Here is a 15,230-nt window from a genome sequence, read left to right on the forward strand (position 1 = left end):
ATTCTTCCTTTTTAGTGACCTAGGCAGAGCGAAGCAGTCCCAGATTTTTCCAGGACACAACATAACAATAACCTAAGTTGTACTTCGCGTCACTCAGGCTATTAAAATATACAAACAAAAAAAAGCGTAGAAGAATCTACGCTTTCTTAACTAATTGACAATAAAGAAATTAATCACTCTCTTTGCTTGCCATTTTTTCTTTCAGTAAATCACCTAAGGTTGTTGAAGCACCTTCAGTTCTAGAATATTTCTTAATCGCATCTGCTTCATCTTGGGCGTCTTTCGCTTTTACTGAAAGAGTAATTGAACGATTTTTGCGGTCAACGTTTATAATTTTTGCTTCAATCTCGTCACCTTCTTTGACAAGAGTAGTAGCATCATCAACACGCTCATCAGACAGTTCACTTGCACGAATAGTACCGGTAATGTCATCTGCCAAAGCTACAGTAACTGTCTTAGGATCTACGGCCACAACAGTACCTTTTACAATAGCACCTTTGGTGTACTCATCAACAAAACTTGCAAAGTTATCGCCTTCAAGCTGTTTAATACCCAAAGAAATACGCTCACGCTCAGGATCTATAGCAAGAATAACAGCTTCCATCTCTTGACCTTTCTTGAACTGTTTTACTGCCTCTTCACCAGGAACAGTCCAGGAAATATCAGACAAATGAACTAAGCCATCAATATCCCCATCCAAGCCAATAAATATTCCAAAATCGGTAATTGAACGAATCTTACCACTTACTTTTTGACCTTTAGTGTGACTTGCAGCAAATTGTTGCCATGGGTTGCCAACACATTGCTTCATACCTAAAGAAATACGGCGTCTTTCTTCATCAATTTCAAGAACCATAACATCAACCACGTCACCCAGAGACACCACTTTACTTGGATGTACGTTTTTATTGGTCCAATCCATTTCTGACATGTGGACTAAGCCTTCCACACCTTCTTCTATTTCAACAAAGCAACCGTAATCTGTAATGTTCGTAACTTTACCTTGTAATTTTTTGCCTATAGGATAACGCTCTACCAGATCAACCCAAGGATCGTTACCTAATTGTTTCATACCTAAAGAAACACGGTTTCTTTCGCTATCAAAACTTAATACTTTTACTTTTACATCTTGGCCAACGGATAATACTTCACTTGGATGTTTTACGCGTTTCCATGAAATATCAGTGATATGCAACAAGCCATCTATGCCGCCCAAGTCAATAAATGCACCATAATCGGTAAGATTTTTAACGATACCATGGAGCTCTTGACCTTCATGCAGGGACTCGAGCAATGCTTGTCTGTCAGCGCTGCTTTCTTCTTCAACAACCGCACGACGGGATACAACAATATTATTGCGCTTTAAATCCATTTTAATTACTTTGAATTCAAGCTCTTTGCCTTCCAGATAAGAAGGATCTCTTACAGGTCTGACGTCTACTAATGAACCAGGTAAGAAGGCGCGTATAGTACCAATTTCAACAGTAAATCCGCCTTTGACCTTCCCAGAAATAAGACCGGTAACTGTTTCATTGTTTTCATGTGATTTAGATAATTTACGCCAAGCTTCCTGACGTTTAGCTTTTTCTCTCGAAAGTATCGTTTCACCGTAGCCATCTTCTACAGAATCTAAAGCTACTTCGACGGTATCGCCCAGGTTAACTTCCAACGCACCATCTTTATCATAAAATTCTTCTTTAGGTACAATACCCTCGGATTTTAGACCGGCATTTAAAATGACATAATCATTATCGATACCGATAACCTTGGCATTAATAATGGCACCTGGATAAAATTGAGCACCGGCAATACTTTGCTCAAACAATTCTTTGAAACTTTCAGACATGTTAATAAACTCTTTAGTAAAAAAATGAAAGAATGAGTCCCACTCATCTTTCCCCCAACAAATAATTAAGCATCAAACAAACGTTCATTAATTAATTTTAATACAATATTAAACACTTGTACAATGGATAATCTGGTTGTATCAATTTGCACTGCATCATCTGCAGGCTTTAATGGCGCATGCGTACGAGCAGTATCCCTTACATCACGTTTAGCCAATTCTTCTACAACCTGCGCGAGGCTAACATTAATTCCTTTTTCTTTCAACTGTAAATAACGTCTATTTGCTCTTTCTTCTTCACTTGCATATAAAAAAACTTTTAAAATTGCATTAGGAAAGACCACAGTCCCCATATCTCGACCATCTGTAACCAAACCAGGAGGTTGGGCAAAATTGCGTTGGCGCTCAAGCAAAGCGTGCCTTACTTCCTGAATGGCCGCGATCTGAGACGCATCCTGACCACATTGTTCGCTTCGAATTTCAGCGCTAATGTCCACTCCATCTAAAATTACTTGTGTTTCATAATCATCAGAGGATGCAAAACGTAAATTGAGTGAGCGCGCAAGTGCAGTTAATTCATGTACTTCATTAAAATCGATTTTGTTTTTCCTAGCTGCATAAGCAAGAACACGGTAAATTGCACCGCTATCAAGCATATTCCATTTAAGATGTTTTGCAAGTAATTGGCATAGCGTTCCTTTACCAGTTCCGCTTGGTCCGTCCAGGGTAATCACGGGTACAGTGTCATTGTACATTATCAACAGTTTCCTCTATGTGTAATTGAAGTTCCTTTGCAGTTTCTACAAACAAAGGAAATGAGGTAGCTACATTGACACAATTTTTTATAGTAACAGGATCACTAGCTACAGCCCCGGCAATTGCAAAAGACATGGCAATACGATGATCGCCTCTGCTCTCAACAATGCCTCCATGTAATGTTCCTCCTTCAATCATTATTCCATCATCTAATGCTTGCGCATGAATGCCTAATTTTTTTAAACCATCAACCATAGCAGCAATTCGATCACTTTCTTTAAAGCGCAACTCGCTTGCACCATGCAGTGTAGTTTTTCCTTGGGCACACGCTGCGGCTATAAAAATAACAGGAAACTCATCAATTGCAAGTGGAACCATATTTGCTTCGATATTAATTCCTTTTAATGGTGCATATTTAATTCGTAAATCAGCGACCCACTCCTCACCCAACTGTCGCTGATCTAAAAGGGTAATATTAGCTCCCATTTCCAGCAAAATATGAATTATCCCTGTACGTGTTGGGTTAATACCTACATTCCGAATGAGAATATCAGAGCCAGGGACAATAGAAGCAGCAACAATAAAAAATGCCGCAGATGAAATATCTCCAGGAATATATATATCAGTGCCTAGGCATTGATTTGCAGAGTTAATAATTAGAGTATTATCCGAGCGATGCACTGGATAAGAAAAGTTTTTGAGCATTAACTCTGTGTGATCACGGCTTACCCCTATTTCCGTAATTCGCGTTTCACCCTCAGCATAAAGTCCTGCTAATAGAATACACGACTTTACCTGAGCACTCGCTTCAGGCATTATATAATGGATCCCTCTAAGATTCTTTCCTCCTTTAATTGTAATAGGAGGCTTACCATCGACAATAGTAATATAGGCACCCATTTCTGTTAATGGTTTACTAACACGCAGCATGGGTCTCTTCAATAAACTCTCATCCCCAGTTAATTGACTGTCAAAAGATTGCGCCGCCAATAATCCGGCTAATAAACGCATGCTGGTCCCAGAGTTTCCACAATCAATAATCTTTTCTGGCTTTTGCAGTCCATGCTTACCAACACCGTAAATTATCACTTGCTGTTCATCAGGCCCTTCTATTGTAACTCCCATTGCTTGAAACGCTTTAAGGGTAGCCATGCAATCATCACCATCGAGAAATCCATTGATAATTGTTGTTCCTTTAGCTATAGAACCAAAAATAATGGAACGATGAGAAATTGACTTATCACCAGGTACTGTAATTTCACCCTTTATTGAATGAACAGGTTTACTTATAAAATTATGTATTCTCACCGACTATGTTCCTTTGCAAATTCAGACATGAATTCAATAAGTGCATCAACCCCTGCCATAGGCATTGCATTATAAAGACTGGCACGAATCCCACCTACGAAACGATGTCCCTTTAAAGCATATAAACCTCTGAGTTGAGCTAAGCGAAGGAATTCATTCTCTAATTTATCGTTTTTGAGTGAAAAACAAACATTAACTATAGAACGTACTTCAGGATTTATATGAGTAGTATAAAAATCAGTATTATCCAAATATTGGTATAATTTGGCAGCTTTCTGGCAATTTACGCGATATATTTCTTCAACTCCACCTTGTGCTTTCATCCAATCAAATATTTTATCAGCCAAATAGCAATTAAAAACTGGCGAAGTAGCGTAAAGCGAATGATGCTCTGCTTGAATTTTATAACTTAGCATGGTTGGCACAGGGGGAATAGGCATTCTTTCTAATAAATCATCCCTAATAATTACTACGGTTAATCCAGCATTAGCTATGTTTTTCTGAGCCCCAGCAAAAATTAAGCCAAAATTTTTGACATCTACAGGCTCGCTAAGCAGAGCTGATGTCATATCAGCGATTAATGTAATTCCCTTGGAGTTAGGAACATAAGGAAAGCGAACTCCATTTATGGTTTCATTTGGGGTATAGTAAACGTAAGATGTATTTTCTTTTATTTTCCAATTTTTCGGATCAGGAATTGTTTTATAGCCATTTTCTTCATCACTGGCAATACAATATGCTTTTTTCAAGTGCTGTGCTTCAGAAAAAGCCATATGTGACCATATCCCTGTAACCAGATATCCTCCCTGCTCTTCTGGATTTAAGAGATTCATTGGGATCATGGCAAATTGGGTGCGGGCTGCTCCTCCCAAAAATAAAACATGGTAATTTTGAGGTATAAAAAGCAATTCTCTTAAAGACTGTTCTGCGTGATTTAATAGAGCTGAAAATTCCGGACTACGATGTCCCACTTCAAGAATAGAAACACCAAGATTTTGCCAATCAAGAAATTCTTCCTGAGCTTCCTTAAGAACAGTCTCAGGAAGCATAGAAGGACCTGCACCAAAATTATAAACTCGAGTTGTCATCACTATTTTCTTCAATTTCAGTTACATTATTGGACTCGTCGGAGTCCTCACTCAAATCATTAGACTCATTAGAGTCCTCGCCCAAATCTTCAATTTTTTGCATCCCAACTACTTTTTCACCTGGGCTGACATTGATCAAGCGAACACCTTGTGTATTTCGACCAATTACAGATAATTCACTGACCTTAAAGCGCACCAACGTACCTTTATCTGTTATTAACATGGCCTCATCTCCATCGGTAACCTGTACTGAGCGAACCACTTTACCATTACGCTCGCTTACCTGAATGGAAATCACACCTTGTCCACCGCGTCCAGAAACCCGATATTCTTGAATTGAAGTACGTTTACCATATCCATTTTCTGTTGCAGTCAATATGGTTCCATCTGAATGAGCCACTACCAGGGAGATCACAGCCTGGCCTTCTTCGATGCGAATGCCTCGCACTCCACGAGCAGTACGCCCCATAGGCCGTACTTTGTTTTCATCAAAGCGAACTACTTTACCTGCATCAGTAAATAACATGATATCCTTACTGCCATCAGTGATATCAACTCCAACTAAACTGTCATCCTCATCCAGATCAACAGCAATAATTCCATTAGATCGAGGCCTGCTAAACGCATTTAAAGGTACTTTCTTAACCGTTCCTTTTTTAGTGGCCATAAATACATAATAACCATCTTGATATTCCCTGACCGGCAACATGGCATTAATTTCCTCGCCTTCAGCAAGCGGCAATATGTTTATAATCGGGCGGCCACGAGAAATACGACTGGCTAAGGGAAGCTCATAAGCTTTTAACCAATAAAGTTTTCCATGGTTAGAGAAGCAAAGCAATGTATCGTGCGTGCTGGCAATAACCAAGCGGGAAACAAAGTCCTCATCTTTAACATTTGTTGCAGATTTACCCTTGCCACCTCTGCGTTGAGCCTGATATGCAGTGAGAGGCTGATATTTCACATACCCTTGATGCGATAGAGTGACCACCACATTCTCTTCAGTAATGAGGTCTTCAATTGTCAAATCTTCTTGTGATGCAGTGATTTCAGTTCGACGTTCGTCACCAAATTGGGTTTTTATTTCAATAAGCTCATCACGGATCACTTGCATGAGTCGTTCTGGAGAAGCTAATATTTCCAACAATTCGCGAATCAATTTTAATAATTCTTCAAACTCACCTAAGATTTTATCCTGCTCCAAAGCAGTTAAGCGATGAAGTCTTAACTCAAGAATGGCTTGAGCCTGAGCTTCTGATAATTTATATCCATCAGCATTTAAACCAAATTCAGGAGCCAAATCATCGGGTCGTGATGCATTAGAACCTGCTTTTTCCAGCATCGCTTTAACCATCCCTGGCTGCCACAATTTGGCAAGTAATGCTTCTTTAGCATCTTGAGGTGTTGGTGATTTTTTAATTAAAGCAATCATTTCATCAATATTAGCTAAAGCAATTCCCAACCCTTCTAATAAATGAGCACGCGCACGCGCTTTTTTCAGATCAAATAAAGTTCTTCTGGTTACAACTTCACGTCGATGCTTAATAAAATATTCAAGAATTTGTTTTAAATTTAATGTGCGCGGTTGACCATCAACTAAAGCAACCATGTTAATTCCAAACACATTTTGCATTTGAGTATGAGCATATAAATTATTTAAAATAACATCCGCCACTTCATTACGCTTTAGTTCGATAACGACACGCATGCCCTGTTTATCAGACTCATCCCTAAGGCCAGAGATACCTTCGAGCTTTTTATCTCGCACCAATTCGGCAATACGTTCAACCAAACGGGCTTTGTTCACTTGGTAAGGAAGCTCCGTGATAATAATCGCTTGCCGCCCTGTATCTTCATCTGTTTCAATTTCTGTTCGCGCTCGAATAATGGCACGTCCTTTTCCAGTACGATAGCCCTGAATAATTCCAGCTCGACCATTAATAATGGCTGCTGTTGGAAAATCTGGACCAGGAATAATTTCCATAATGTCATCCAGACTTAATTCAGGATCATCAACCAGAGCAATACACGCATTGATGACTTCGGTAAGGTTATGTGGGGGGATGTTCGTCGCCATACCTACAGCGATACCAGAAGAGCCGTTAACTAATAAATTAGGTATACGTGAAGGCAAAACTACAGGAGCGAATTCTGTTTCATCATAGTTAGGACTAAAATCAACTGTTTCTTTCTCAAGATCCGCCAATAAAGCATGGGCCACCTTGGACATTCTTACTTCGGTATATCGCATTGCTGCAGGCGCATCACCATCTACAGAACCGAAGTTACCCTGCCCATCTACCAAAAGATAACGCATCGAAAAAGGCTGAGCCATGCGGACTATAGTGTCATAAACTGCTGTATCACCATGTGGGTGGTATTTACCGATTACATCCCCTACGACACGCGCAGATTTTTTATAGGGTTTATTCCAATCGTTGCCTAATTCACTCATCGCATACAACACGCGTCGATGGACCGGTTTCAATCCATCACGAACATCAGGCAAAGCCCTGCCTACAATGACACTCATCGCATAATCTAAATAAGATTGCTTTAACTCATCTTCAATATTAACTGGCAAGACTTCTTTAGCTAGGTAAACCATAGTTTGGACGTATCCTTGACGGTAATTTTTTAATAATAAAGGATACCACACAGACGGATTTAATTAAATCATCTACACTAAAATGTAGCCCAAGCAAAGCACCCCAATGTAAGGAGAAACGATAAAATGCAAGAGAGGTCTGCACCCCTACCTTGACGAGATAAATTTATTGTATTTTACTGTCATTCTTAGAAATTCTAAACCATAATAAAATTGACTGTAAGTGCTCATTTTGTATATAGTGCCACGCACAATTCAAATGAATCCTTTATCAGGAGAAGCAATGACAAAAAAAACAGCTAAACTTAGCCTTGAAGGCCAAGAGCCGCTTGAATTACCCGTATATAAGCCCACATTAGGGAATGATGTGATTGATATCACACAACTGGGTGCGCATGGCGTCTTCACCTTTGACCAAGGCTTTTTATCGACTGCCTCCTGTGAATCAAAAATCACCTATATCGATGGTGATAAGGGCATATTACTTTATCGAGGCTATCCTATTGAGCAATTGGCTGAGAAAAAAGATTTTCTTGATGTAAGTTATCTTTTACTCAATGGCGAATTGCCTAATGCTGAAGAGAAGAAGAAATTTGTTAATTTAATTAACAATCATACTATGGTACATCAGCAAATGTATCAGTTCTTAAATGGTTTCCGTCGTGATGCACATCCAATGGCGATTATGGTCGGCATGGTTGGCGCCCTGTCTGCATTTTATCACGACACTATGGATTTAAATAATGCGGAAGACCGCTTTATTTCTGCGATTCGTATGGTTGCTAAAATGCCTACTTTTGCGGCAATGAGTTATAAATATTCAATAGGGTTACCTTATATTTATCCACAAAATAAAATGTCTTATGCCGAAAATTTCTTGCATATGATGTTTAGCGTTCCTACAGAGGAATCCACTCCTGATCCAGTCCTAGTACGTGCTATGGATACGATTTTCATATTGCATGCGGATCATGAGCAAAATGCTTCTACTTCAACTGTTCGCCTCGCTGGATCAACTGGTGCAAATCCTTTCGCATGCATCTCTGCAGGAATTGGTGCATTATGGGGACCTGCGCATGGGGGTGCAAACGAAGCATGTCTCAATATGCTTAAAGAAATTGGCAGTGTCGATCGTATTCAACATTACATCAAACGAGCAAAAGACAAAGATGATCCATTCCGGTTAATGGGATTTGGACATCGCGTTTATAAGAGTTATGACCCAAGAGCGAAAGTAATGCGCCAAACCTGCTATGATGTATTGGAAGCTGTAGGAGCAAAAGATGCTCCATTATTCAAGCTCGCTATGGAGCTTGAACGCATTGCCCTTGAGGATGATTATTTTATTGAGAAAAAACTTTATCCCAATGTTGATTTCTATTCTGGTCTGACTTTAAGCGCTATAGGAATTCCAACCAATATGTTTACGGTAGTTTTTGCTCTGGCTCGCACTGTTGGCTGGATGAGCCATTGGATGGAGATGGTTGCCACTAAATCAAGAATTGGTAGGCCTCGTCAGCTTTATACGGGTGAAAAAACCAGAGATGTTCCCTAAAATTTAAAATGTAGCCTTGATAATAACACAGCCGCGCTGTCGTTAAGTAAGGGGTTATTCTATGTGCCGCGGCCTGTCCCTGAGAGATCCTTGAAGTTTTTAAACATACTCAACTTTCTACGTCCTGCTCTTTATGCGCGGTACGTAGGGGGTTAAATTTCACGTGGATCGCTCAGGGCTTGTCCGCGGCATCCAGGCATCCTGCTGACAAGCCGCGGGGCATAAGATAAAGTCAAGATCTACAAACCTCATTGAGCTCTGGGTGTGGGGCCAAAGTTCCAATTATCTTGTTCAATAGCTTAATTCTGCCTACTCTTATTCATCATATTTCTCATTAACCTTTATTTTTTGTAATGCCTGCCTCCAGCCACGATAATCCAGTTCCACCTGCTCTAAGGATCTTTGTGGTATAAACGCTTGTTCTACATCCCAAATTGCATGCAGTTCATCCAAAGAGTTAAAGACGCCACACCCCAGAGCTGCTAATATTGCTGCACCTTTAGCTGTTGTTTCAATATTCTTGGGCTTTTGGATCTCTAATTGGCATTGATCAGCTAAAAATTGTAAAAACCATCTATTGACAGCCATTCCACCGTCGACACGTAATAGTGATAAGTCCAACTGGCTATCTTCTCTCATACAAAGACATACTTCTCGAGTTTGATAACAAACACCTTCTAATACCGCCCTGGCAAAATGCGCCCTGTTGCTCGATAAACTTAAACCAACCATGAATGCTCCAGGTGCAGATAACCAATGAGGTGCGCCTAAACCTGTAAATGCTGAAACGAGATAAACCCCCTCATTTCCACTCAATGAATTGGCTAGTGTCTCAGTTTCATCAGCATGAGTAATCAGCTTCATTGAGTCTCTTAACCATTGTACAGCAGTACCAGCATGATAAATACTTCCTTCAAGTCCGTAAGTTGTTTGTCCTTGAATCTTATAAGCAATTGTTGTTAAAAGTTTATGTTGTGATAATACAGGTTTTCCTCCTGTATTTAGTAACAAAAATGCCCCCGTTCCAAAAGTTGCTTTTATCATCCCCATTTTGAAACAGCCTTGACCAATTAATGCCGCTTGCTGATCACCAGCAACTCCTGTAATTGGTAACTCAATACCAAGCCACTGTTTATCAATCATCCCAAAATGACTGTCACTTGCACAAACTTTAGGCAAAACAGATTCAGGGATTTTAAAATAATTAAGTAAATCTAAATCCCATTGTTCTTCTTTGATATTAAACAGCATCGTTCTTGACGCATTGGTCATATCAGTCAAATGCAAATGTTCTGTAGTTAAGCGCCAAATTAGGAAACTATCAATGGTACCAAAAGCTAAGTCCCCCTTATCTGCCAACATTTTTGATTCAGGATTATTTTCTAAAAGCCATTTTAATTTAGTTGCAGAAAAATAAGGATCGGGAATTAAACCTGTTTTCTCTTGAATCATGGCTTCATCAGCAGCCAAAGTATGGCAGTATCCAGCAGTTCTACGATCCTGCCATACAATAGCAGGAGCAAGGCATACGCCAGTTTTTTTATTCCAGATTACAGTAGTTTCTCTTTGATTTGTTAAGCCACAAGATACTATGTGCTCCGCTGGAACTTGAGATACCACATCACGCATTGCGGCTAGGGTTTTTTGCCATATTTCTTCCGGATTATGTTCGACCCAACCCGCTTGAGGATAATACTGGGTGATCGGATATTGACTGGCGGCAACTAATGCACCATGAACAGTGTATACCATGGCTCGTGTGCTGCTCGTTCCTTGATCTAGCGCAAGTAAATAATTCATTGTTGCAGAGTTCCTTGTCCCAACTATTATGTGTATATTGTAAGTGTATACTTTTTTTATGGAGACCAAAATATGAATGCGGTTTTTGATGTTGCAATTATTGGTGGCGGCATCAATGGCTGTGGTTGTGCTGCGGATGCGGCATTGAGAGGATTGTCTGTAGTGCTCTTGGAACAAGATGATTTAGCCTCTAAAACATCTTCAAGCAGTACAAAGCTCATTCATGGAGGGTTAAGATATTTAGAAAATTATGAATTTGGAATGGTTAAAAAAGCAATAACCGAAAGACAAAGACTCTTGGACTTGGCGCCGCATTTAGTTCATCCTCAAGCCATGGTTCTCCCCTATGAAAAGCACATGCGCCCCGCCTGGTTTTTGCGTTTGGGTTTATTTATTTATGATCATTTGAGCAGCAAAAATCGCCTGCCTAAATGCAAAATAATTTATAGAAAAAGTACAAAAAACTATTTTGCTGCCCTAATCAATAAACTGAACATGGGTTTCCTATTCTATGACGCTGTAACAGATGACGCTCGCCTAACCGTTGTTAATGCAATTCAAGCGAAAAATCATGGGGCAAGCATACGAACGCACTCTACAGTAATTCATGCTGAAATTATAAATAATTTATGGCAATTGACCGTACAACCTAAAATAGGTTCAAGCTATACACTCTATGCCAAATCAGTGGTTAATGCAGCAGGTCCATGGGTTAAATCCGTAGAGCAGCTTACTCAAACTCCTGATCGCCAGAAAATTAGTTTAATTAAGGGTAGTCATATTATTGTCCCCCAAATTTATAAGGGCAATCACGCATATTTATTGCAGCATCAGGACAAACGTATCATCTTTGTTATTCCTTATCATGGATTTAGTATGATAGGCACAACCGATATTCCATTAACTGGTAATAATCCCGGGGATGCAAGTATTAGTAATGAAGAAACTCTGTATTTAATTGGGTTAGTTAATTTATATTTTGAATGCAAAATATCTGAAAAAGATATTATCTATGCTTGGAGTGGTGTTAGGGCGTTACTCGCCGATGAAAGCAAGGAAGCAAGGACTTTAAGCCGTGACTATTCCTATAAAGTACATTTTAAACCGGCTCCTATCGTTACAATTTATGGTGGTAAAATAACCACTTACCGCCAATTGGCAGAAGAGGTCATCAATCAGCTTCTACCAACATTCCCACAAATGGGGCCTTCAATTACTCCCTCAACTCCCTTACCCGGAGCTGTTTTTGAAGATATGAATTTTGAGCAATATACGCAATATGCTAAAGAGAAATACAAATGGATGGATAAAGACTTACTGGAGCGCTATTTATATACCTATGGAAGTCGTATGGAAATATTTCTTGCTCCTTGTAATAGCAGGGAATCCCTGGGAAAAAAGTACTGTACCTACCTTTATCAAGTTGAAGTAGATTATTTGATTTTAGAAGAATGGGCACAAAGTTGTGATGATATACTCAAGCGACGAACCAAGCTTGATCTAATCATTGATGAGGTGGGAAAGAATGAGCTTGCAAAGTACTTATCGCAAGTTATTTCTCATCCTTTTCTTGAAGCTCCGCTTTTATTGCACTGACATCAACTGCCACTGCTTGCTCAACCAACTCCTTTAGCGTAGAGGCTGGCATACTGCCAGCATTTGAATAAATTACAATCCCCTCTTTGAAAACCATCAGATGAGGAATGGAGCGTATTTCAAAAAAATCAGATAATTGTTGCTCCGCTTCAATATTTACTTTTGCAAACTTTATATTAGGAAACTGTTCAGCAACTTGCTCATAAACCTTAGAAAATTGTTTACATGGAGCGCACCAGTCAGCCCAAAAATCAATAAATACAATTTCGTTTTCATCAATTAAAGATTGGAACTCAGCATTAGTTATATTGAGGCTGGTCATATTTCTTCCTTAGCTTCGATGGAGTTGACAATTTTTTGAAAGACTTCATCTACATCTCCAGTGCCACAAATACTATGAAATTCAGGAGCACCATGAGTACCACTCTCAGCCCATGATTTATAATAATTGATTAACGGCGCTGTTTGACTGCGATAAACTTCTAAACGCTTTCTTACAGTTTCTTCTTTATCATCTTCGCGTTGAATTAAAGCCTCTCCGGTAACATCATCCACTCCCTCGCGCTTTGGAGGATGGTTTTGAATATGATATACACGACCAGAAGGTTGATGAATACGTCGTCCACTAATTCGTTTGATGATTTCTTCATCATTAACATCAATTTCAATGACATGATCTAAATAGATTTCTGCTTGTTTTAGTGCATTTGCCTGTACAATCGTTCTAGGGAAACCATCAAATAGAAAGCCATTGGCACAGTCACTCTTTTTTAATCGCTCTTTAACTAAGCCAATAATAATATCATCAGGTACCAGACCGCCTGTTTCCATAATCTTTTTGGCACTTAGTCCCAAAGGAGTTCCTTGTGCGATAGCCGCACGCAGCATATCACCTGTGGAGATTTGCGGAATTTGATAGCGTTCTATCAAACGTAAAGCCTGGGTTCCTTTTCCTGCACCCGGCCCACCCAAAAGCATTAATCGCATTAAAAAACTCCTTAGTAATCTATCAGTTTTAATTACTGAATATATTATTACTTATTAAACCATATAAATTCAAATATAACCTAGTTTCCACCCCAATTACTTCCTCATTGCATCTTAAAACCAGGATCGTGATTCAAATATCTTTTTACACGAATTAAGTTGCGCTGCATAAAGTTGTGAACGCGCTTTTACTTTGCGGGCAACAGGTATTAACCATGATTTTCTTAAATAGGTTTTACGCTGATAACCACCTATACCTTCATGGTAGGCCAAATAAAGTGAATAAGCATCCGTACGAGGAATTCTTGCTTTTTTATAAGCTTCATTTGCATACCAACCAATAAAATCCACACCATCACTAAAATCACCACGTGAAGCAAACCATCCTCCACAATTTTGCTTGTAATGACTCCAGGTTCCATCTAACGCTTGGGTGTATCCATAAGCTGAAGAAGGTCTTTTCCAGGGAATGACACAGAAGAGTTTTTTGCGTGCTGGCCGTGCTCTAGCATTAAATTTTGATTCCTGGTGAATAATAGCCATTTGCACTGGAACAGGAACCCTCCATCGACGTTCAACATCCTTAGCATCTTTATACCATTTAGGGTATTGTCTAAATATATTACAAAGGTTATTGACATCCGCAGGAGGATGGACACAAGCAGTAAGGAAAAAAGTAAACAACAAAAAGATTATTCGCAACTTCTTAACATTTTGCAATAGAGCGTCCATGAGCAGCCAAACAATAAAAAGATCATTTTAGCAAATTTGGGCGCTACAATCCACGTATGATGAACTCAAAATAAGCTGTTATTTTAAAAAATAAATTACTATTTCCCTGAATTGCCCCATGTTAAAATATGAATTCATTCATAAAAAATTAAGTTGAGCCAATGACTATTCTTGTATTCGATATAGAAACAATCCCCGATATTGAAGCGGGACGTAATTTATATGATTTGCACGGATTGTCTGATAAGGATACTGCGGAAGCGATGTTTGCTTTACGTCGCGCCAAGGTGGGCCATGATTTTTTACCTCATTACCTGCAAAAAATTTGTGCCATTTCTTTAGTTATGAGCCATGGCTCACAAATAAAAGTTTGGTCTTTAGGTGATGAGGCCTCTGATGAAAAAGAACTAATAACTCGTTTTTTTGCTGGAATTGACAAACATACTCCGACTTTAGTCAGCTGGAATGGCAGTGGCTTTGATTTGCCGGTTTTACACTACCGTTCCCTATTACATGGAATTACAGCACCTACTTATTGGGAAAACGGTGACAATCAACAAAATTTCCGTTGGAACAATTACTTAAGTCGATTTCATTATCGACATCTTGATCTTATGGATGTCATTGCAGGATATCAAAATAAAGCTTTTGCCCCCTTGGATGAAATATCCAGTATGCTTGGATTCCCTGGAAAAATGGGCATGAGTGGCTCCAAAGTCTGGGAGCAGTTTTTATCAGGCCAAATAAAAAGTATTCGTGATTACTGTGAAACAGATGTACTCAATACATACTGTGTTTTCCTACGATTTGAACTGATGCGAGGCATACTGCAATATGATGAATATCACCGTGCCCTGGAATCGCTCAAAATCTATTTAAGTTCCGAGCAGGAGAAAAAACACTTGCAAGAATTTTTGAGTCATATGCCCTAAAACAATCGAAGCCTGGTTTTTG

At 39.3% G+C, this 15,230-nt stretch carries 12 protein-coding genes; 3 read left to right on the forward strand and 9 right to left on the reverse strand.

Going from position 1 to position 15,230, the window contains the following annotated elements:
- Positions 1–169: 169 nt before the first annotated feature.
- From rpsA to gyrA, 5 genes are all read right to left on the reverse strand, one after another.
- Complete coding sequence (gene rpsA / locus DY223_RS09070; RefSeq protein ID WP_058459786.1) at positions 170–1,846, reverse strand: 30S ribosomal protein S1; 1,677 nt, start codon at positions 1,844–1,846, stop codon at positions 170–172.
- Positions 1,847–1,911: 65 nt separating this feature from the next.
- On the reverse strand, positions 1,912–2,601 hold the full coding sequence (gene cmk / locus DY223_RS09075) for a (d)CMP kinase (RefSeq protein WP_058459785.1): 690 nt from the start codon (positions 2,599–2,601) through the stop codon (positions 1,912–1,914).
- Positions 2,591–3,910, reverse strand: a complete 1,320-nt coding sequence (aroA, locus tag DY223_RS09080; protein WP_058459784.1) for a 3-phosphoshikimate 1-carboxyvinyltransferase — start codon at positions 3,908–3,910, stop codon at positions 2,591–2,593. The genes cmk and aroA overlap by 11 nt, the downstream gene beginning before the upstream one ends.
- Complete coding sequence (serC, locus tag DY223_RS09085) at positions 3,907–4,998, reverse strand: 3-phosphoserine/phosphohydroxythreonine transaminase (RefSeq protein ID WP_058459783.1); 1,092 nt, start codon at positions 4,996–4,998, stop codon at positions 3,907–3,909. Before serC ends, aroA begins: the two co-directional genes overlap by 4 nt.
- Entirely contained in the window at positions 4,979–7,606 is a 2,628-nt protein-coding gene (gene gyrA, locus DY223_RS09090; RefSeq protein ID WP_058459782.1) for a DNA gyrase subunit A, read from the reverse strand. The genes serC and gyrA overlap by 20 nt, the downstream gene beginning before the upstream one ends.
- A gap of 283 nt (positions 7,607–7,889) precedes the next feature.
- On the opposite strand from gyrA, the gene gltA reads away from it, so the two are divergent.
- Positions 7,890–9,161, forward strand: coding sequence for a citrate synthase (gltA, locus tag DY223_RS09095; RefSeq protein ID WP_058459781.1), 1,272 nt, complete (start codon positions 7,890–7,892; stop codon positions 9,159–9,161).
- 315 nt (positions 9,162–9,476) lie between these two features.
- Here the strand turns inward: gltA and glpK are convergent, their stop codons facing one another.
- Entirely contained in the window at positions 9,477–10,961 is a 1,485-nt protein-coding gene (gene glpK, locus DY223_RS09100; RefSeq protein WP_058459780.1) for a glycerol kinase GlpK, read from the reverse strand.
- A gap of 72 nt (positions 10,962–11,033) precedes the next feature.
- Here glpK and glpD point away from each other — a divergent pair, with 72 nt between their 5' ends.
- On the forward strand, positions 11,034–12,557 hold the full coding sequence (gene glpD / locus DY223_RS09105) for a glycerol-3-phosphate dehydrogenase (RefSeq protein WP_058459779.1): 1,524 nt from the start codon (positions 11,034–11,036) through the stop codon (positions 12,555–12,557).
- Here glpD and DY223_RS09110 read toward each other — a convergent pair.
- The 3 genes from DY223_RS09110 to DY223_RS09120 form a co-directional block, all read right to left on the reverse strand.
- Positions 12,514–12,879: a thioredoxin family protein gene (locus DY223_RS09110; RefSeq protein WP_058459778.1), complete on the reverse strand. Its 366-nt coding sequence runs from the start codon at positions 12,877–12,879 to the stop codon at positions 12,514–12,516. The genes glpD and DY223_RS09110 overlap by 44 nt on opposite strands.
- Entirely contained in the window at positions 12,876–13,544 is a 669-nt protein-coding gene (gene adk, locus DY223_RS09115; RefSeq protein WP_058459777.1) for an adenylate kinase, read from the reverse strand. The genes DY223_RS09110 and adk overlap by 4 nt, the downstream gene beginning before the upstream one ends.
- A 114-nt stretch (positions 13,545–13,658) precedes the next feature.
- A complete protein-coding gene (locus tag DY223_RS09120) occupies positions 13,659–14,276 on the reverse strand; it encodes a transglycosylase SLT domain-containing protein (protein WP_058459776.1) in 618 nt (205 codons plus the stop codon).
- A gap of 161 nt (positions 14,277–14,437) precedes the next feature.
- On the opposite strand from DY223_RS09120, the gene DY223_RS09125 reads away from it, so the two are divergent.
- Positions 14,438–15,208 (forward strand): 3'-5' exonuclease, encoded by a 771-nt coding sequence (locus tag DY223_RS09125; protein ID WP_058459775.1) that lies wholly within the window; start codon positions 14,438–14,440, stop codon positions 15,206–15,208.
- Positions 15,209–15,230 lie beyond the last annotated feature (22 nt).

Origin of the sequence: Legionella bozemanae (assembly GCF_900450575.1) — a bacterium.
Taxonomy (GTDB): domain Bacteria; phylum Pseudomonadota; class Gammaproteobacteria; order Legionellales; family Legionellaceae; genus Legionella; species Legionella bozemanae.